Genomic DNA, 19,345 nt, shown 5'->3' on the forward strand with positions numbered 1-19,345 from the left:
CGTCCTAATCTTTGACCTTGCGCCGGAGCAAGTCGCGATAGCCGCCCCGCATGAGACGCAGCCCCATCTGGACCAGGCGAATGGTCCGGCTACGCAGATCGTGTGTCTTCCACCCTCGATCGGGAATGCGATGAACTCCAAACAGGCCTTGCGCGATTTTACGATAGCTATTCCCTTCCAGCCACCCGTCCACGCCACGCAAAGCGAGGACGTGCCGATGCCGCGACGTAACCGATTGAGTGAGAGGAGGCCGTCCAACCGGGCGCTGTTCGAGCGCCAGCCAAAATTGATGTGCTGCCTGCAAACGGATATCGAAGTTGCGATCTAGCGGCAGGTCAACGGCAACCAACGAGCCGCCGGGTAGAAATTTTCTTAGCCAAAGACGATGCCTCACTCCGCCGAGTGGCACGATAGCATGCCATCCATCTGGAGCCTCACGAAGGTCGCGGCCCGCGAGATTGGCGAAATCAAGCTCATACTTTTTGGAGGCCGTCGAGCAGAGGGCCTGGCGGACGGCTAGGATGGTCGACAGCGCCTCAGGTGCCCAGAAAACAGCTTGTTCGTCGAACGCCTTCTGCGGATCAGCCGGGAAACGTCAGCCCCCACTTTCTTCGGAAAGCGTCTGTCGCGCGCGATTGTTTGCTGCTCACCAGGGCCCTGTAGTCCTTTTGATATTCGCAATCGCGCCGTAGCCACTCCCAGGCTAGGTCGACCGTTTCGGCCTTCTTGACCTCGCGGTATGCGCTCTCTGATCTCCAGTCCGCACCTGGCATCGCAACTATTTCCTCGCATATTTTGAACGCACGCAAAGGAAACCGCAACTTGTGACGATTTATGGCTGTGCTCTTGCTGTAATTCAATGTTGGCGCACTTCCGCGATGGAACGATCGAGTTTTTCGATTGAAAGAAAATCTGATCTGTTCAGATGCTCACCGTTCACTACTCGGCGGCCGCCACGCACCAGATCACGCTAGTGGATCAAATCTGACATTTGAATCTCGGAAGGGATTCCGTCGGAGCCGATTGCATGCGACGCTGACGCATGCGCACCGGCATTTCCATCAAGGTTAGTCTGTCTGATCGCCACCGGCTGGAGGCGCTCTTGCGGGATCGCAATGCCCCACAGAAGCAGGTTTGGCGGGCCGAGATTGTGTTGTTGAGCGCCGCCGGGTCGGCACCAACGAGATCAGGCGGCGGACCGGGAAGTCCAAGACCTGCGTCTGGCGCTGGCAGGAGCGCTTCATGCAGGAAGGCTTCGACGGCCTTCTGCGCGACAAGACGCGTCCCTCGCGTATTGCACCGCTCGGAACGGAAGTTGCGGCACGCGTGGTGGCTCTCACGCAAACCGATCCGCCAGCCGAGACCACTCACTGGACCGCAACCATGATGGCGAAGGCGGCCGGTATCAGTGCCAGCTCGGTGCAGCGCATCTGGCGCGCACACGGGCTGCAACCGCATCGTGTCCGGCAGTTCAAGCTCTCCAATGATCCCAACTTCGTCGACAAGCTGCATGACGTGGTCAGGCTTTATGTCGATCCACCCGAGCATGCCATCGTGCTCTCGGTCGACGAGAAGAGCCAAATCCAGGCCCTCGACCGCACCCAGCCGGGCCTGCCGCTGAAGAAGGGGCGCGCCGCCACCATGACGCACGATTACAAGCGCAACGGCACCACCACGCTGTTCGCCGCCTTCGACGTCCTCGAAGGCAAGGTCATCGGGCGCTGCATGCAGAAGCATCGGCATCAGGAGTTTATCCGCTTCCTCAACCAGATCGAGACGCAAGTTCCCGCCAACAAGGCCGTCCACGTCATCCTCGACAACTATGCGACCGATAAGCACCCGAAGGTCTACAAATGGCTCGATCGCCATCCGCGCTTCACCTTCCATTTCACGCCCACCTCGTCCTCGTGGCTCAACGCCGTCGAGGGCTTCTTCGCCAAGCTCTCACGGCGACGCCTCAAGCGCGGCGTCTTCCGATCCGTCCGCGAGCTCAAGGCCGCCATCAACCGTTTCCTCGACGAGGCCAACAATGACGCAAAACCCTTCAAATGGACCGCAGACCCGGACAAAATCGTCGCCGCCGTCAAACGAGGGCATCAACTGTTAGATTCGATCCACTAGCCGGCGCGTCCTGCCCGGCGATCACACTGTCGCTACCGCTACCAGACTCTATGCTGGCGAACTGGGCTTCCCCAACCCGGCTCTGAGGGCGATTCGCCACTCTCGTTATCCGACCGCCTAATAAACCGAAGGTGGCGGAATTCAGGTTAACCGCACACGCAGACTCTCCAGATCGTTGGAGAGGATTGCCAGATCATCGTCGCTCGAGCAGCCATCTGTGATCGCCTAGCGTGACCAGCGTTAGCCACACAGCTTACGGCGAGATTCAGCAATTTGAGCTCAAGTCAACTCCCAAGGCTCGTGATTGATCGAGATGACAGACGCATGTCACCTTCATTAACGAACGTCGGCCGGTCAGGTGCACAAGGAATCGGCATGCAAGAACAATCACTATCTGTCCTCGCCAAAGGCTCCGTTCAGTCCGCGGATTCCTCGTCTGCAGAATTGCTGCGCGCTCAGGTCTGCTGCAGCAGCGAACTTTCATTTCTCATGGAAGCGCATGATGGCCTCTCAGCCGCAATCGCTGAGCGCGCAGGTTTCAAGGGTCTCTGGGCATCCGGTCTGTCGATAGCTTCCTCTCTGGGATATCGCGACACCAACGAAGCATCATGGAGTCAGCTTGTCGATGCCGTGGAGCGGATTGTGGAGACCAGCCAACTTCCGGTCCTGGTTGACGGGGACGGCGGCTTCGGCAACTTCAATAACGCTCGCCTGTTGGCGCGCAAACTCCATCAACGCGGCGCTGCGGGCGTCGCGCTGGAAGACAGCTGTTTTCCGAAGACGAATTCATTTGTTGGTGATCGGCATCCTCTTGCCGACATCGATGAATTCTCGGGCCGCTTGCGCGCTGTAAAGGACACGGTCTCGGACGATCTCATCCTCGTGGCCCGCATCGAGGCATTAATCGCCGGGCAAGGAATGGAAGAAGCAATTTCGCGCGCGCACGCTTACGCCGATGCAGGGGCCGATGCGATCCTCATTCATTCGCGACGAACCGCAGCGGACGAGATCCTCGCGTTCATGCGCGCCTGGCAGAACAGGCTGCCGGTCGTGATTGTTCCAACGAAATACTATCGAACTCCGGTGTCTGCCTATCGCGAAGCCCACATTTCTACAGTGATCTGGGCCAACCACTCCGTGCGAGCTGCAATAGCAGCAATGCGGCAGGTCTGCGATCGCATCTTCGCCGAGGAAAGCCCTGCGAGCATTGAGCCCAATATCGCAACACTCGACGAGCTCTTCGAGCTGTTTAAGTACAAAGAACTCGCCGAGGCGGAAGCGCGATATCTGCATTCTGGCGACGTCCGGCAATAACTTTCTTCGCGCATTGCATAGACACTCCTAAGGACTGCCGACATGCAACCATCTGCTCCGCTACAGCATTCCGCTTCACCGTCCGGCGACGTGCTCGTTAACAGTCCCGGTGTTGGAAATACCATCAAGCGGCACGAAAGTTCTTACCAGGCTGACCTATGCACCGCTGCGATGCCCCGCCCCGATCCCTTCACCGGGCGGAAGAACCTACTGAGATCTACGAGCGCGCTGAGCCGGCCGACACGGACAATATTTCGTCCCAGCTGAATTTTGCGTGCCTCCGGAAGATCTCCTAGGCGTTGCGCCGCAACCGCAACCTCCTACAGCATCTTGGATCGAGCGAAAGCGCCCATGGCGGCGGGGGCCAGCGTCCATTGCTATCACCGGCTGGAGCGGCCTGACATAGCGCGTCGCATTGGTGATGGCCTGAACAAAGACGAGATCCTTGGAAACTAAAGCTATTCAAATGGCTATCAATGCACCCAAGAACGCCGTCATCCTCGCCGCCGGCGTCGGCTCTCGCCTTCGACCGCTGACGGATCTACGGCCGAAGCCCTTGGTCGAAGTCAATGGCGCGCCAATCCTCCACAATGCGCTCCGCAACTTGGAAGCAGTTGGCGTCGAAGAGGTGACGCTCGTGGTTGGTTACCGCAAGGACGCTATTCAATACGCGTGCGGTCGCCGCTTCGGTACGCTTGGGATCAACTATGTGGACTCGTCAGCCTTCGACCGTACCGGCAGTGCCTATTCGCTATGGCTCGCGCGAGACGCGCTGCTTTCCGGAGACTGTTTTCTCCTCGAGGGCGACGTCATTTTCGAAGAGGATGCGCTACGTTATTTACTGCTGAGCCAGGCGAACAACGTGGCTGCAATCGTTCCTTTCGATGAATTGATGGAAGGGTCGGCAGTTCTGTTGTCGGATAGCGGCCTCATCTCGGAGTTCCGGATGAAGCAAACCGGAGCCAACCTGGTCGCGAATGGGCCAAGGCTTTTCAAGGTGATGAACCTGTTGAGACTTTCAGCAGCGACTCTCAAGGAGACGATCGTTCCAGCGCTGGACGAGATCATTGGGTCCGGAGCGACCCAAGCCTACACAGAGGAGCTTCTTTCTTATCTTGTCGAACTGCGTGGTCTGCAGCTGGCAACGGCCCGATGCGATCACCTCAAGTGGTACGAAATCGATACTCCTGAAGATCTGCAGATCGCAGAGCGCATTTTCAGAGGAGCGCAGCCTCAAGGCATGACCCGCAGAAAGTGAAAGTCAAATGCTTAGATATCTCTGGGATCCAGCGAACGCCATAACAACTGGCGGCCTTCTTCTTTCGTCCGCCAGTCTATTTCTTGCTCTTTCAGGTCGTCTTGAACTGTCGATAGCCGCGGCACTTTGGGCCGTCCTATGCGATCACCTCGACGGGATCGTGGCAGCTCGCACAAAGCATCGCCACCCGGATGTTGCAAAGATGGGAAAGAGCCTCGACGGATTTGCTGACATTATCTACGGTGCTGTTTTGCCCGCCGCAATTGTAATTCAACTCAGCCGCGCTTCCGTTCTCGCCTTGGTGACCGCAACTGCGCTACTCGCCGCAGGGGCAATTAGGCTCAGCTACTTTGCGAACTTCGGCAAATCAGCCGATGGGCGTTTCTTAGGGGTGCCGCTCTCATATGATGTTCCGATAATGGCTGCCGCTTTTGTTGTCCGACCGCTTCTTCCGAGCGAACTATTCGTAACCGTCACGCTCATCATTTTTCTCCTGCTTGCGGGATTGCATGTCTCGTCGATCCGGGTGCCATCGCCGGCTCCGGCTATGTACGCCGCGATCACCATCTTCGCCATAGTCGCGTCGGCTATCCTCGCATTAAGGCCTCTTGAATAGGCCGGTCCGAGCCGAAGCCTACACACCCACGCTCCGCAGAACCAAGGAGAGCAAAGCTATGCGCATCACTCCTGTCTGCATATCAGCAAGGGTAACAGGAGGTCGCTGACGGCTCGCCGCGCGATCGACGATGGCGAGGTGGTGACCGACTTGCTGATCAGGCGACCCAAGTATCGACAGCTCTTATTCGTCATAGGTGAAGATGGATTCGACCGCACAATTTGCATATCTTAATGGCCAAATCGTTCCCTGGAATGATGCCAAGGTGCACGTATTCGCACCTGTGACGAAGTATGGCATAGGTGTTTTCGAAGGAATCCGCGGCTATTGGAATGAAGATGCAGAGCAAATGCATCTCTTCCGCCTCGCAGAACACCTTGATCGATTTGCGTTCTCGCGAAAGGCAATGCGGTTCGACCTGGGGCCATCCCAAGAAGAGTTGACCGAGGCGCTCGTTAGCTTATGTCGCGCAAACGCGTTTTGTACGACGGTGCATATCCGGATGATGGCTTTCATAGACGGGACCGGCGACATAGGGGCAACAGGTCCCGTAGGAATCGCGATCACTGCGCTGCCGCGGCAGTCCGCTCAGGGATCGATCCAAGGCGCCTCTGCTCAGATTAGTTCTTGGATGCGCATGCCAGACAATGTGATGCCCGCGCGCATCAAGGCTAACGCAAACTATCATAACGCTCGATTGGCAACCATGCAGGCTCAGCGGGATGGTTACGATGTCGCTTTCCTCCTCAACACGAGAGGAAAGCTGGCCGAGGCACCTGCGACGTGCGTGTTCATGGTTCGCGATGATCAGTTGATTACGCCGAGCGGGACCAATGACATACTAGAATCGATTACACGCCGGACCGTGATCGAATTAGCCCGCAGCCATTTTGGGCTACTGACGGTTGAGCGCGATGTCGATCGAACCGAACTGATCCTCGCCGACGAAGTATTCCATTGCGGCACTGGTGCCGAAATTATGCCGGTGACATCAGTCGACCGCATACCTGTTGGGAACGGTCAACCTGGAATCAAAACGCAACGATTAATGGAGGTCTATAAGGCGGTCGCCACGGGCATGAATGGCGCATATGCCTCGTGGCGAACTCCCGTCTTTTGATGGCATGTGTTCAGACGCTTCTTTAACGACCTGGAAGGATCCTCGCGGAGGCGCGGCAGATGCCGTGCTAAATCTCGACGGGCGTGAGCCAATTCGGCCAGAGATTTGTACGCCCGTGGACAAGATCGAAGTAGGCCGCCTGTAATGCTCGTACAACCGGCCCGGGCTTGCCATCGCCCACTGGAAGCCGGTCGATGCCGAGAATCGGCGTCACCTCCGCTCCCGTCCCCACAAGGAAGGCCTCGTCGGCCGCATATAGTTCTGAGCGGTTCACAACCCGCTGCTCCACCGGTAGGCCGAGGCTTTCGCGCGCGAGCTTGAGGATCGTATCGCGGGTGATACTTTCCAGCACGTCTTCGCAAAGCGGCGGTGTCACCACCACGCCATTGCGGACGATGAAAGGCGTTGACGTCGGGGCCTCGGCCAAATTGCCCTGCTCGTTTAGCAGCAGGGCCTGCTGGTAGCCGTCTGCAACGGCCTGCATGTGAGCCAATCTTGAGTTGTGGTAGTTGGCGTTAGCTTTGATGCGGGCTGGCATGGCCCGATCCGGAATCCGCACCCAGGAGCTCACTTGAGCCTGGACACCATCGAGCACCGCCTTGGGCACCGGCCGAGCCAGCGCCGTGATAGCGGTGCCGATCGGCCCTGTTACTGTCATGTCTCCCTGACCGTTCAGGTAACTCATGATCCGCAGGTGGGTGCTCTCTCGATAGCCGCAGGCCCTGAGCAGGTCGGCAGTCTGCTTTGTCAGTTCCGCGGCGGTGAAGGGAGTGTCGAAGCGTACAGCCTTGTGACTGTAGGCCAAGCGCCGCATGTGGTCTTCCATTCGGAATAGGAGGAGACGGCCCTGCTGCTCGCTCCAGTAGGCCCGCACCCCCTCAAAGACTCCGAGGCCGTATTTTGCGGCCGGGCTGAAGATATGCATTGTGGCCTCCGGCCAGGAAACGATCCTTCCGTTCAGCGATGCGTATGGCGCAGGCAGGGTCATGTTCTCTCCTTAAGGAATGTTGATAGGAAGCCGGCCTCGATCCGCTTTGCCGGCTATTTGCCGCAGGCAGAGGAAATCCCAATGAGACGATCTCGCCCTTGAGCCAAGCTTCCCGAACGCTGGAGCGCCGCTACGTCGATGACACGAGCACAGAGCGGATTATCGAAGCGAACTCGTGATGGCTTAGTACGATCACATCTGCAGCCCCGGCGGCGTTCACTCGCCTTTTGGGCCATGACTTCCCAATGCCCGTCCCCATTCATCTTTGAGCTGCCCGCCACGCCTGCCGTTCCCCAGTCAACTCCCAGACCATAGGGGGTCTTCGCCAAAAGGTCTAGTGATATAGATCATTATCAGCTAGGCTGAATGTCCGAATTTCCTTCAGACCCTTGGAGCCCGCATGACTGTCGTCGCCGATCTCAGCCGCAACCTTCCGCCACCTGTTCCAGAAACCAACCAGGCGTTCCGAGCGGCGCTGACCGACCTTCTCGTTGAGACGGACTTCACCGCCCTGACGCGCACCCATCGTTTCATGGGGACGGAAAGAGATCGCATCCAAGGTGGGGAATGGCTGGCACGTCGCCTAGGCAAGGCGCCGGCTCCGGAGCGGGTTGTGCTTACCAATGGCACGCTCAGTGCAATGAACATGATTTATCCCGCCATCATGCGCCCCGGCGAGACCCTCCTCACCGAGCCACTCACCTATCCCGCGGTCCCAGCGATCGCCCGGCAGTATGGATTTCGCACCGAATCCGTGGCCTGCGACGTGGACGGCATGGTACCCGCCGCACTTGACGAGGCCTGCCGCCGGTTCAAGCCCAAAGCCTTGTATTGCCTGGCCACGTTGCAGAATCCCACGACCGTCGTCATGCCGCTCTCCCGCCGACAGGAGATCATTGAAATTGCCCGGCGCCATAACATTGCGATCGTGGAGGACGACATCTATAGCGCTTTGCCTGAAGACGCACCGCCCCCGATCTCAGCGCTCGCGCCCGACATCAGCTGGTATATCCTGGGCCTCGGCAAGAGCTTCACCGTGGGGCTGCGGTTCGCCTATGTGGCCGCCCCTTCTGGCGCGGAAGCCAAGCGGGCCTTTTGGCCTGGGGTACGCTCCACCTTCTGGATGGCGGCACCGATCACGGCTGCAGTGGTCTCACATTGGATGGAAAGCGGCATGGCTAGTCGGCTGTTCGAGGCAGTCCGCGCGGAGGCCGCCAGCCGCCACGCCATGGCCATTTCCGCACTTGCCGGCCTGGACTTCGCCTCTCCGCCTGGCGCGATCCATGGATGGCTGAAGCTGCCAAATGGGCAGCGCGAGGCATTCCACGCTCAGCTGAAGGCCCGGGGCGTGCTCGCCGGCGACGCGGCCCCTTTTGTGACCGATGGTGGTCCGGTGCCCGACGCTGTGCGGGTCTGCTTCGGGTCTCCGGAAACGCGTGATGAGCTTACCGTCGGTCTCAAGGCAATCGCCGAGACTACAGCCGAGGTTGGTGCGCACCCGAGCCTTACGGGCGAACGTAAATGATCTAGCGAATCACGCCAACGACTGTTGGCATCGAGGTCCTGGCAAATTCGGCGCTATCTGGGAGACCACATCTGCACATGGTGAAACGGACGGTGGAAGGGATCAGCATGTGGCGGAGAATCGTGGATTCCTTAGTCGACGACATCAACCGCGGCGCCCTAGCGCCCGGAGGGCGGCTGCCTTCAGCGCCGGCGATCGCAACCAGATTCGGCGTCAATCGCCTGACCGTGCTACGCGCTCTGTCGCACCTCGAAAACGAGGGCATAGTCAGCATGGAGCAGGGCCGCGGGACATTCGTTTCCCGCGGCCCAATTAACTATCACTTCGAGAACAGGAAGTACTTCGAGGAAAACATCCTCGAGAACCGAAAGAAGCCCTCCCGCAGACTGATTTCGATCGAGCGAGCCGACGCCTCGCCCCCGGTTTGCGCTGCACTTGGGCTCCGCGATGGTGAGCGTGTCGTCGTAGTGACCACATTGAGTGAGGCTGATGGCGTGCCGATCAGCTACGGACCAAGTTACTTCCCCGAAAGGTTGCTTCCCAACATAGATAAGGCTTTCGAAAAGGCGGCGCGGCCCGCCGATGCCATTTTGTCCACCTCGGCGGTGCTGAAGAAGCTCGGAGTAGTGGACTATCACCGCAAATCTGTTCGCATGCGATCGCGGCCGCCAACGACCATCGAAATCGAGCGACTGAAGATCCCAACGACGGAGCATGTGCTGCAGACTGATGTCATAAATGTCGACGCGGAAGAGCGTCTGATCTCCTTCGGTCAGACCGCCTATGCCGCCAGCCGGGTGGAATTTGTCTTCGGTGGCTGACAGCTGCGCCGGCAGCTGCCCTCTCGGTTGGATATCGTCGCGCGCAGAGAGCTGGAGAAAGCAGGTTGATTAAATGCCTCGGCGACATCCTCGCGTTCGCTCGTCCAACGGACTCCAGGACAAGTCGCTCGACATCATCAGGAACTTCGCCTGGGTCGCACTGCAAATTTTGCTCGACGATAAAGCTCGCCAAATCCGTTGAAGCATGTCGGCCAAGCGCAACGAGAACGAGATCAGCAAGCCCACGCTGAGCGATGCTCGCTTCGAGCAACGGTTCGCCAGATATGGAACGAAAGACGAGATGCCAGGCAAGCGGAATGGACCGAGTATTTGGGAACGCGGCCTGCGGCTTAAGTACAGCATCGTCATTGGCAGGTTTGCTGACCTGGCGGCAAATAAAATGCCGCCGCTGCGACATCCCCCTATCGCGCTCGACAAACTGGACAATGTCCGCGGCGAGGCCAAATCCATCCCGTTGTAGAATGAGCGTTCCAATGGCATGAAAGCGGCTACGCTGGATTGAAGCGCTATCCATCGCGGCGTTCGGATGCTGTGTTGCGCCTCTCTTCGCAAGCGTTTAGTCCGCTTGCGAGAGGCGTGCTCGGGTGCCAAATCCACCATTGCGCATTTGACGCGAAATGGCGAGATCTTCAGCGAGAGCGTTGGCTCATCTGAAGAACCCTACCGAAAGATCCTCAAATCTGTCGCGCTGGCAAAATATAGCGCGTTGTTGCCGAGAGCCCAGACGATCGTATCAAGGCTATGCCAAAGTATCGTGCCATGATTTAGGGGCTCGGGGTTCTTGAGCAGGCAGTCGATCCTCCATAACCCAAGGTCCCCCGCATCATGACCTTGTCAGAGCGCGGACTGGCAACTCGCTGTCGATTTAAAGTCGATCGCACATCCAAATGTCGGCCGCTCAGTCCGATCCGTACAAAGGTCTACCGTCATGAGGCTAGTCATCGACGTCGCGTCTAAGTACAACCTGGGGAAGTATGCCGCGCAACAGGGGATAAAAAAATGGCGCACGAGGTTGGACTTCATCCGGGTACGACATGGCATAAGTGCGACTTTCAATGTCATACACCGCGCGACCTCAACTGGGTTGGCTCACCCGGCCTGCCTGGCGGGAATGAGGCTGGCGAGTTGGCCCGCCAACAATGGGCTGACAGCTTTATCGATGCCGCCGAGGCTGCAAAACTGCAGGCTATCGCTGTCTCGGATCACCATGATATCTGCCTGTCCGCTTATGTTCTGCAGGCGGCGGAGCGCCGCGGTTCGACCGTACGCGTGTTTCCCGCGGTCGAGATCACCTGCTCGGACAACGCGCAATGCATTGTGGTCTTCGATCCAGCGATGAGCGTCGACACGCAGAAACTCGCACTGGCTGCGGCAGGCAATATCCTTGCCGCGCCGGCGGCGCAGGCCAAAACTTGCGCGATCGTTCCTGCTCGGGAAACCGTGGCCGGCTTCGTTCAAGCTGTCCAGGGCGAGCAGCATCTGCGCGACACAAGCGTGATCCTACCGCACTTCAGCAAGGAGGAAGATCACAAGACCCTGAATGAAACCGGCCATCACCCCAGATTCGCGAATTTGCCGATCGACGGCGTCTATATTGAGCGGCCATATCGTTCGCTGGATGCGACGACCTTGGAAAAGGTCCGCGGGAAAATCGCGGACTGGGGCAGTCGGCGGCGAGCGATTCTCGCGACTGGCGACAACCGCAACGCAGATTGGAGCCGATTGGGCGTCCACGACTGCTGGATCAAGCTTGGCGAGCACTCAATCGAAGCCTTTCGCCAAGCGCTCCTGGCCGACGAGGCGCGAATCGTGTTCGACGCGCCGACGTCTCCGACGGAATACCTGGTGGAGTTGCGCGTAAAGAGCAGCCTCACCGGACCTGCTCCTGTGAAAATATCGTTCAATGAGGGCTTCAACGCATTCATAGGCGGGCGAGGATCGGGAAAGAGCGCATTTCTAGAGTATCTTCGCTTCGGCCTCGGGCGGACCGACAAGGACTTCGATAACAAGATCGACCCTGAGTTTGACCGTGAAGCCAAGCTTATCAGCGAAACGTTGGCAGATGATGGTTATGTGGAGGTCGTGCTTGAACGCGAAGGCGTGAGGGAGACTTGGCGCCGTATCCTCTCGAACAGCGAGATGATTACCGTCAGCGCAGCCGGGCGGACGATTGAGGTGACGACCAGGATCGCTCGGGAACGCTTTCGAGGACGGGCTTTCCGGCAGAAGGGCCTGTCGAGCACCATGAATAACCCGGCCACCGCATCTGAACAGATCACAGGCATTGCCGCGGCGGAAGAGGTCGACCGGGAGCGAGACGTCAAGAGAGCCATCGAGAACGCCCAACGCAGCGTCGGTACCGCGCTGATCAACCTGGCCGCGCTGTGGCAATCTCGCGTCGACCTGCGCCAAACAACCGAGAAGGTGGAAGATCTCAGACAGCGCATTGCGGCGCTGACCAAACGGCTTGAGGAAGAAGGCCTCTCCCCTGAGGCTCTTAAGACAATCGAGGATGGTCCAAAGTACGGTCGAGCGAATGATTACATCCGCACTGTCGGCGATCAGGCGAGAGACGCCAAGGTCGAACTGGAACGGCTGGAAAGCGCTACGCTGACGGTCGAGTTGTCGGCTTACGAGGGCGCGAGCGACTTTGATGAAGCAGCAAGCTTGCAGCGAGCCCTGTCGGATGCCAAGGCTGCGATCAAGTTATCGTTCGAAGCGGCGAAGGCTGCTCTCGACGTTCTTTCAACAAAGCAAAGGGAAGCCGGGGACCGGTTTGAGGTTAAGCGTGCTGCTTTCGGCACGACTTACGCAGCGGCCGTCGAGGAGCAGGGTAAGCACAGCAATCTGATAGACGAGGTCGCTCGATTGAACGGCGAGCTGCAGACGGCCGAAGCCGCGCAGGCGCGCGCCCGAAGTGCGGAGCTTGCCAAAGCGAATGCCGAGAAGGACTACAAGGATGCAATCGCGCAATTGGATCGTCTCGTGAGCCAGCGGCGTGACATCCTAAAATCCGCCGCCGACGCCGTCGCCGGCAAGTCAAGCAACATGCTCAAGGCGCGCGCTCGCCGAGATCGACTGCCGGCGCAGTACTTGGCCGCGCTGCAGAAGCTGTTTGAGGCATCTCACACCCAATCGGTTGAAGAGAGCTGCACGGAGTGGGTCAGTGCGACACTTGCGGCCGACGAGGTCGAAGGCTGGGTCAAGCTGCGCCAGCAGTTTGTCGGGCTTTATGAAGCAAAGATCATGGCCGGGTCACCGCCTGATGCGAGTGATGGTATTCTCAGCTCCCTCCAAACGATCCTGTTCAATGGCGAAAGACAGCTGACAGAGCGGCAGCGCAAGAGGATTTATCTGAACCTCACGGACACAACGATCGCGGGCATCGTGGCAGCGGTTCCGGCGGATTCGATCATCATGTCCTATGTTGACGACGGTAAGGCAATCGACTTCAAAATGGCGTCGCCTGGTCAGCAGGCGTCCGCGTTGCTCGAACTTCTGCTGAAACAATCGGCTGGAACGCTGATCATCGACCAGCCGGAAGACGACCTGGATAACCGAGTGATCATGCGTATCGTGGAGCTTTTGAGGACCTCGAAGTCTACCCGGCAGCTCATTTTTACGACTCACAATGCCAACATCGTCGTCAATGGTGATGCTGATAAGATCATCGCACTGAAGTCTCCTGAGCCATCGTCAAATCCGAACAATAGCTCACCTCGCGTTCAGCTTGACTGCGACGGAGCCATCGAGACGCCTGCTGTGAGCGCCACCATCACTTCGATTATGGAGGGAGGACGTGAAGCCTTTGATCTGCGCAGCCGCAAGTATCGGTTTGATTTGCAAGCATGACGTCGCCCCCCAAGTTTCTCCTTCCGCAAGCTAAAGTCCCATTTACGATGCCGATAGCCGCAGGTTAGGCGCTCTTCATTGGCTTTCTGGCAAACTTATTCCCTCGTCACAAAGATAAGCTGAGCTCCAATCGACCAAGTCTCTGCCCCCACCACCAGCGCGACGGCTTCCGCGCGGCTACGGCCACTTGCCTGAAATCGGGCTAGTCGACGCCGACGAAGAGCAGCTTCTCGGCCATCGTCTGATGGAATCTGATAAGCGGCGCGATCTGGATCTTGGTGAAGCCCTTCGGCCGCCCGGCGGATTTCCGTGCGTTTTTCAAAGCCGGTAAGAACCTCTTCCAGAACCTCACCAAGGGATACCTTCTGGTCTTCAAGGTCAAAGCGGACCTTTTCAGCGATGTCTGCTTCGCGCGCAGTCGGAAGCTGCAGAGGACTCGAACAAAGGTATGCACGTTGATCGTCGTAGACGACCTTGTGTTCTCCATCCGGAACGCTGTTGTTGTCCAATACCGAGCGAATTGCCTTTGGCGTCACAATGAGCGACCGCCGCAGTATCTTTTTCTGCTCATAGTGACCCAGATAGACCTCCCAGTCGTGAAACATGGGAGCAACATAAAATACGCGCGCACCGTCGTGCTCAGCCTTTAACAGTAACTCGAACTGACCGTCAGGCTCTCCTGTATCGACCTGATTTCTCCAGAACTGCTGAGAAAGCTGAGGTCGCGGCGAAGGCCTAAAACGCCGCATGGCTTGGCCCAGCTTGAACTGGATCATCAACGGTATTCCCCGGACATTGAACGCAACATCAAAACCGACGGCGGCTTCTTGGATCAAGCTTGGTAAGAACGGTACCGCTGACAGACCCGCCGATTTCAGCCGGCGTTCGACTTCGCGGGTTACACCATACCCGTAGGAAAATTCAGATAGACGCTCGTGCAATTCGATTGGCATACCTTAAACCGGCGTGCTTAGCGCCCGACATCGCCGGTCACGTTAGCCCGCCCTCCCCGTTTGGATCCATTTGGACGTCGCATCGTACCTACGTATCGACCGAGATCAATCCAGGGAATTCAGTTGTCGTGCGAGCGGGCAGCCCTTGTCGCACTTGGCACTGTTCGCCGCGACCATCTGGTTAGGTTGCGCGAGGCCGGTAGAGCCGCGGAAACCAACGATCAACGGCATCCGTCGGAAATCCAAGCGGACCCAAGCCTGGAGCGATGGCTGGCCCGCGAAGTTACGCGACGACCAGCGCCGTTGTGGCGTAGACGAAGCGCTCATCATTTCGCCGGCGCTGCCGAGGCACATAGATGCAGTTCGATCTGATCAACGGAGGTCTGGGTTCCCCCCGCTGCGCCGTTCCTGTGGCAGTTGCGCTGCTTCAGGGACTTAACGACGTCACAAATTCCCGCCTGGTGCAGCAGGGCCAGCAAACCAAGATGGAGCAGGTCTACCACTATCTGACCGGGACGAAATTCCGGGGCCACGTCGATCGCCTAAGTCGAAAAGTTCACCGACATGCGCGAGGACCTCGATCAGGAACGAAAGTTCATTGGCGGCAATGGGCGAAGCGCGAACCGCAGATCCTATCCATTATTGACTCGACGGTGGGCATGGTTGGCGACCTTCGGGCGATCGCCGGCTAGGCTATTCCGGACATACGGAGCCTTGAGGCGCCCTGCTGAAGGTTCAGGTTGACCGCAAAGTCGGATGATTGGCCGGGCCGAACAAGACCAAGATGGCATGCATTGGGGTCTGCTGCGCTGCGGATCGCCATCATGCTAGAGCGCGCGGGGGCTGTTCACAGCTCGAGACCAATCGTCATCGCGCTGATGAAACATAAGCAAACTGATCCAAATGGTGACCGTACATGGCGTTCGCGTGAGAGGGCCACTCCCAAGAGTGGCCCAAGCCGGGACGAAACATGCCGCCGCAGACCTCTGGCTCTAGCCGCATGCTAGTCGATTGGTGCGCCGGACGTTCCCGGGCTTACGACGAAGTTGCTGTCCTCCAGTCGTCCGGCGGAATCTCACCAATTGCGCTGAACGCGTAGAAGCCCGACCAGTGCGCCCTGGTTCTTCAACTCATACACGGCAGCCGGTTTGCCGACGCCTGCGACTGCCGGCGCTTTGATTGTGCCAGAGTACTTCTGATCGAGGAACGTGGCATCGAGCTCGGCCGAGAAGGTCAGGTTCGTGACCGGCGACCAGCGTGTGATTGTACCGACCCCTGCAATGTTGAAATCGGGATTGCAGGCGCCCGTCAGGCCGAGAGCAGCCATGCCAGAGCTGCCGCAGATCTGGGCCTTAGCTGCGTCTGTATAGCGAACGGCGGCCCAGCCGCCATAAATGCCAGTGTTCCAGTACGGATTCCAATTGTGGGTATAACCGCCATTGAGACCAAAAGTCGTGGTCAGCTGCAGAGCTGTACCTGTTGCTGCCGCTGTACCGGAATAGATCGCATCCGCGATGCCTGCGATACCCATGCTTTGATATGCGCCACTTCTGGCAGAATTGGCGTACATCGCCCAGGAAGCTGGAATGTTTTCGTTGATGCCAAAGTTGATTGCGCCTTTGGCGTAGGCAGCTTGCAAGTTGATGCTATCGCCGGCGCCGGTCGGAATATTCTTGATCGACAAGGCCAGCTGACCAGCCCATCCCCATTTATCGGAGGCGTGTCCAGAGGTTTCGTCCGCGCCGTAATAGGCAGCATGATTATTGTGTGCCGCGACCGATGCCTGAAAGAGACCCCAGGCCTGGTCAAGACGCGTCATACCCACGACATCTGGAGCCAGGGTGCCACCGAAACTCGGTGAGCCATAAACGCCGGTCACAATGCCCGCTGCCGATGCATAGCTCGTGTTCCAGATATTCCTCTGATAGTAAGCGGTCGGGTCCTGCATTGAAACCGTCGCCGTCAAGCCCTGACCAAAATCGGCGGTATAGGTGAACTGATTGACTCCCGTATTATTTCCGCCGCTGCCCGGAAGGCCGTCGAAGTTGCCAGCCGGATATTGCACCCAGGGCGAGCTGTACTGCGAGACTGCCTTTCCGATCGTGAATCCGGCAAATTGAATGAACGCGAAATAGACGCCAACCGAACCATAGGCGACATTGCCAACGCCTGCATTGGCCGGCGCGGTTGTACCGCCGAGGGATTGGTAGACTGTGGAGCCGTTCCCAGCACCAGTGTAGCTACCGGACGCCCAGTTGAGAGTCGTTTCGAAGAAGGTGCGGACCAAGCCGTAGTCTGACGCTGTGCGCGTATCGATGGTGAAGTCGATGCGAGCACGACCGGTATAAGTACCGCTCAGCCGATTATTGGCGCCTGCGAGACCGGAAACGGGTGTCATCACAAAACTTGAGCTGTCCAGTACCGTGTCAGCGCGGACAAAGCCACCGAGTTTGATGCAGGTGTCAGAGCCAGGCACGTAATAGAATCCGGTACCGTACAGCGAGCACGCCTTCACATACTGGATCTCCTTGGCCTTTACGGCAATATCGGCCGCCTGTGCCCCGCTCAGCCCAATTAAGCCCGCCGTTGAACTCAGTACAGCTCGTTTGATCGTTCGATGTAAGCTTGAGCGCGCATCGGAAAATGTCATTGTTCCCCTGTCCTTGTTAGACCCCATCGGACTCAGGGGGTAGCACCGCAAAATAATCGTTTGACAGGCACTCATCGAATAGTGCGATGGTTAGGTTCGTGTTTGATGATGGATGCCCCATGAAAGCCGGCCTCCACTGGTCGGACTTCTATGCTTAAAGAAAGCAGCCCGTTACGATTGGCCGCGGGAGGAACGCGGCACATGTAGCGTAAGAAATCCATCACAAGCCAATCCAGAATGGAGCACGCCTAGCCGGTTGGCATGCCGCATTGCGGTGCACGGTTGGGAAAGCTCGAAGTTCCAAGATGCGCAAATTGCAGGTGCGGTCTATCGCTGGTTCGCAATGCGAACTGGCATGTGCGCGGCGGCGATCAGGGTGAGACTCCGTATTGCCTCACCTATCGATACTCCCGAGTGCGATCGGTTGCCTCATTTATTTTGCTCCCGGCTTGGGTTGAGGAGGAGGCCGGGTGCGGAGATGGCCGGGGTTTCGGAGCGCCCGGCCTCCTCCGCTGGCACCTGGCACATCATGGGGTTGTTGTGACCTCATGCCCCGGCTGCGTTTTCTCCGTAGGAACGAACAATAACGCGTTTGCTTGCTCGCTGCGCCAGGATTTAAGCCGACGTTGAAGCGTTCGAAGGAGCTTGCTCGGATAGGCTCCAGGATATTCCACCTGCAACCGGGAGAGCAGTTCGCTACCAGTCCGCCATGGCTCGGCTTCAAACCATTTTCGCAAATCTAGCGTTGCCCGGATGAGCGGGTCAGGGCGACGCCGGCCTCTTTTCGCTTTCACGATTGGCCGATCCGTCGGTCGCATAGCTCCGTCCTTCCAGGCGGTTCGTAGGCTTGCCAGGAAGAGATCGATCGATGGTGATGCCGCAGCAGGATTGGCGATTGGCTGGGTATCCGTGAGCGCCGCGAGGCGTTCCTGCGCGCCGCGGATATCGCGCAACAACGCGACCGGGTCGAGAGCGGCATAGAATTCTTGGAGATGGTGGCGAACCGCGTCGGGCGTGCGGGCGTCGGCGGCCAAGCGCTGGTGTGGCGTTGCCGGCGCGCTGTATGTCTTGCGCACACGAGCACCGTCGCGCTGCTTGGCCATCAGTTTGAATGAGGGTTGGAAGAAGTTCACGAACAGCCGCGCCGATCGATAGAGTTCAGCCAGCAGCTTGGCCGCTTCCAGGCCCTCGAACCGACGATAGCCGACCATCCTGCGCACGACAGCACCGTTCTTCTGCTCGACGAACGCCTGGTCGTTCTTCCGGTAGGGCCGGCAACGCGTGAAGACGATGTTGGCCGCATCGCAGTAGGCTTTCAGCGTCTCATTCATGAACACGGTATCATTGTCAGTATCGAGGCCGACCAGCGCAAAAGGCAATTGTTTGCGCAATTCCGTCAACACCGTGCTCAACAGCGTTTGTTCGCGCACGATCAGAGGAGCGCACTCCGTCCAGCCGGTAGCAATGTCGGTGAGCACGAGGGTCTGGATGAAGCTGCCGCGCGCCGATGGACCGCTATGCGCAACAAGGTCAGCCTCGACGAACCCCGGCGCCGGATCGTTCCAATCTGCCGACGTCCGTATTGGAATACTGCGACGCAACGAGTGCGTCGCGTGCCGTCGACGCTTGCGACCTAATCCTTCTCGGACCCGCGCCAATGCGCGGTCGATCGTCGCAGCGCTCATTGCCAAAAGTTTGTCGCGGATCTCGGGGGCAAGGTCGAGGTGGCCGTGCCGTTCCATCGCCTCAATCAGCGCAGGCATTAACGCCTTCAGCCGCTTCCCGCAGATCCGGTCTGACGCCTCCCAAAGGAGCACGAGCGCGTTGTGTTCCGCCTCATTATACACCCGGCGTCGCGCTCGCCGGCCGGGGCCTGCGTCTTCCTGACCTCGAAGAAGCCGCATCGCATGCTTGCGATGGAATCCGGTGATGTCGACGAACTCGTCCAATATCCGCGACTTCTTCGCGCGATCCGACGTCCGATAGCGCGCGCCTGCCGCCGCCGTCAGTTCCTTCCGCGTCGCCATGCTTAGCCGCCCCACCTTCGCCCCCCGCTCGTTCCCGATCCCAGGGAGCAATTTACGTGAGGCAACGGCTTAGCATCCG

General features: G+C 58.4%; 15 protein-coding genes and 1 pseudogene. 10 read left to right on the forward strand and 6 right to left on the reverse strand.

What is annotated here, in order from left to right; genetic code table 11:
* Positions 1 to 4: 4 nt before the first annotated feature.
* Positions 5 to 409, reverse strand: a complete 405-nt coding sequence (locus tag J2R76_RS18375) for a DUF2285 domain-containing protein (protein ID WP_309143541.1) — start codon at positions 407 to 409, stop codon at positions 5 to 7.
* Positions 410 to 581: 172 nt separating this feature from the next.
* A complete protein-coding gene (locus J2R76_RS41015) occupies positions 582 to 773 on the reverse strand; it encodes a transcriptional regulator domain-containing protein (protein WP_375166503.1) in 192 nt (63 codons plus the stop codon).
* Positions 774 to 1,042: 269 nt separating this feature from the next.
* Between J2R76_RS41015 and J2R76_RS18380 the strand changes: the two are divergent.
* The 5 genes and pseudogenes from J2R76_RS18380 to J2R76_RS18400 all read left to right on the forward strand — a co-directional run bounded on the left by J2R76_RS18380 (position 1,043) and on the right by J2R76_RS18400 (position 6,429).
* Positions 1,043 to 2,121, forward strand: a pseudogene (locus tag J2R76_RS18380) (IS630 family transposase).
* A 444-nt stretch (positions 2,122 to 2,565) separates the two neighbouring features.
* Positions 2,566 to 3,435, forward strand: coding sequence for a phosphoenolpyruvate mutase (gene aepX, locus J2R76_RS18385; RefSeq protein ID WP_253626031.1), 870 nt, complete (start codon positions 2,566 to 2,568; stop codon positions 3,433 to 3,435).
* A 466-nt stretch (positions 3,436 to 3,901) separates the two neighbouring features.
* Positions 3,902 to 4,693, forward strand: a complete 792-nt coding sequence (locus tag J2R76_RS18390; RefSeq protein ID WP_253626032.1) for a phosphocholine cytidylyltransferase family protein — start codon at positions 3,902 to 3,904, stop codon at positions 4,691 to 4,693.
* 7 nt (positions 4,694 to 4,700) lie between these two features.
* On the forward strand, positions 4,701 to 5,309 hold the full coding sequence (locus J2R76_RS18395; RefSeq protein WP_253624477.1) for a CDP-alcohol phosphatidyltransferase family protein: 609 nt from the start codon (positions 4,701 to 4,703) through the stop codon (positions 5,307 to 5,309).
* A 202-nt stretch (positions 5,310 to 5,511) separates the two neighbouring features.
* Complete coding sequence (locus J2R76_RS18400) at positions 5,512 to 6,429, forward strand: branched-chain amino acid transaminase (RefSeq protein ID WP_253624478.1); 918 nt, start codon at positions 5,512 to 5,514, stop codon at positions 6,427 to 6,429.
* Positions 6,430 to 6,496: 67 nt separating this feature from the next.
* Here J2R76_RS18400 and J2R76_RS18405 read toward each other — a convergent pair whose 3' ends face one another.
* Positions 6,497 to 7,417, reverse strand: coding sequence for a branched-chain amino acid transaminase (locus tag J2R76_RS18405; protein WP_253624479.1), 921 nt, complete (start codon positions 7,415 to 7,417; stop codon positions 6,497 to 6,499).
* Positions 7,418 to 7,817: 400 nt separating this feature from the next.
* Between J2R76_RS18405 and J2R76_RS18410 the strand changes: the two genes are divergently transcribed.
* From J2R76_RS18410 to J2R76_RS18425, 4 genes are all read left to right on the forward strand, one after another.
* A complete protein-coding gene (locus tag J2R76_RS18410) occupies positions 7,818 to 8,942 on the forward strand; it encodes a PLP-dependent aminotransferase family protein (RefSeq protein WP_253624480.1) in 1,125 nt (374 codons plus the stop codon).
* Positions 8,943 to 9,019: 77 nt separating this feature from the next.
* Entirely contained in the window at positions 9,020 to 9,763 is a 744-nt protein-coding gene (gene phnF, locus J2R76_RS18415; RefSeq protein ID WP_253624481.1) for a phosphonate metabolism transcriptional regulator PhnF, read from the forward strand.
* 205 nt (positions 9,764 to 9,968) lie between these two features.
* Positions 9,969 to 10,244 (forward strand): hypothetical protein, encoded by a 276-nt coding sequence (locus tag J2R76_RS18420; RefSeq protein WP_253624482.1) that lies wholly within the window; start codon positions 9,969 to 9,971, stop codon positions 10,242 to 10,244.
* A gap of 539 nt (positions 10,245 to 10,783) precedes the next feature.
* Entirely contained in the window at positions 10,784 to 13,636 is a 2,853-nt protein-coding gene (locus J2R76_RS18425; RefSeq protein WP_253624483.1) for a TrlF family AAA-like ATPase, read from the forward strand.
* Between the two features lie 95 nt (positions 13,637 to 13,731).
* Here the strand turns inward: J2R76_RS18425 and J2R76_RS18430 are convergent, their stop codons facing one another.
* Complete coding sequence (locus J2R76_RS18430; RefSeq protein WP_253624484.1) at positions 13,732 to 14,589, reverse strand: hypothetical protein; 858 nt, start codon at positions 14,587 to 14,589, stop codon at positions 13,732 to 13,734.
* 356 nt (positions 14,590 to 14,945) lie between these two features.
* On the opposite strand from J2R76_RS18430, the gene J2R76_RS18435 reads away from it, so the two are divergent.
* Positions 14,946 to 15,281: a DUF2130 domain-containing protein gene (locus J2R76_RS18435; protein ID WP_253624485.1), complete on the forward strand. Its 336-nt coding sequence runs from the start codon at positions 14,946 to 14,948 to the stop codon at positions 15,279 to 15,281.
* A 383-nt stretch (positions 15,282 to 15,664) separates the two neighbouring features.
* On the opposite strand, the gene J2R76_RS18440 is transcribed toward J2R76_RS18435, so the two are convergent.
* Both J2R76_RS18440 and J2R76_RS18445 read right to left on the reverse strand, forming a co-directional pair.
* Positions 15,665 to 17,239, reverse strand: coding sequence for a porin (locus J2R76_RS18440; RefSeq protein ID WP_253624486.1), 1,575 nt, complete (start codon positions 17,237 to 17,239; stop codon positions 15,665 to 15,667).
* A gap of 527 nt (positions 17,240 to 17,766) precedes the next feature.
* Entirely contained in the window at positions 17,767 to 19,281 is a 1,515-nt protein-coding gene (locus J2R76_RS18445; protein ID WP_253624487.1) for an ISNCY family transposase, read from the reverse strand.
* Between the last annotated feature and the right edge of the window lie 64 nt (positions 19,282 to 19,345).

The organism is Bradyrhizobium sp. USDA 4532 (assembly GCF_024171315.1).
GTDB classification, from domain to species: domain Bacteria; phylum Pseudomonadota; class Alphaproteobacteria; order Rhizobiales; family Xanthobacteraceae; genus Bradyrhizobium; species Bradyrhizobium australafricanum.

Coding starts and splice junctions, on each gene's coding strand:
- J2R76_RS41015 (WP_375166503.1), bottom strand. CDS start 773: ATGCCAGGTGCGGACTGGAGATCAGAGAGCGCATACCGCGAGGTCAAG.
- J2R76_RS18390 (WP_253626032.1), top strand. CDS start 3,902: ATGGCTATCAATGCACCCAAGAACGCCGTCATCCTCGCCGCCGGCGTC.
- J2R76_RS18395 (WP_253624477.1), top strand. CDS start 4,701: ATGCTTAGATATCTCTGGGATCCAGCGAACGCCATAACAACTGGCGGC.
- J2R76_RS18400 (WP_253624478.1), top strand. CDS start 5,512: ATGGATTCGACCGCACAATTTGCATATCTTAATGGCCAAATCGTTCCC.
- J2R76_RS18405 (WP_253624479.1), bottom strand. CDS start 7,417: ATGACCCTGCCTGCGCCATACGCATCGCTGAACGGAAGGATCGTTTCC.
- J2R76_RS18410 (WP_253624480.1), top strand. CDS start 7,818: ATGACTGTCGTCGCCGATCTCAGCCGCAACCTTCCGCCACCTGTTCCA.
- phnF (WP_253624481.1), top strand. CDS start 9,020: ATGGTGAAACGGACGGTGGAAGGGATCAGCATGTGGCGGAGAATCGTG.
- J2R76_RS18420 (WP_253624482.1), top strand. CDS start 9,969: ATGTCGGCCAAGCGCAACGAGAACGAGATCAGCAAGCCCACGCTGAGC.
- J2R76_RS18425 (WP_253624483.1), top strand. CDS start 10,784: ATGGCGCACGAGGTTGGACTTCATCCGGGTACGACATGGCATAAGTGC.
- J2R76_RS18430 (WP_253624484.1), bottom strand. CDS start 14,589: ATGCCAATCGAATTGCACGAGCGTCTATCTGAATTTTCCTACGGGTAT.
- J2R76_RS18435 (WP_253624485.1), top strand. CDS start 14,946: ATGCAGTTCGATCTGATCAACGGAGGTCTGGGTTCCCCCCGCTGCGCC.
- J2R76_RS18440 (WP_253624486.1), bottom strand. CDS start 17,239: ATGACATTTTCCGATGCGCGCTCAAGCTTACATCGAACGATCAAACGA.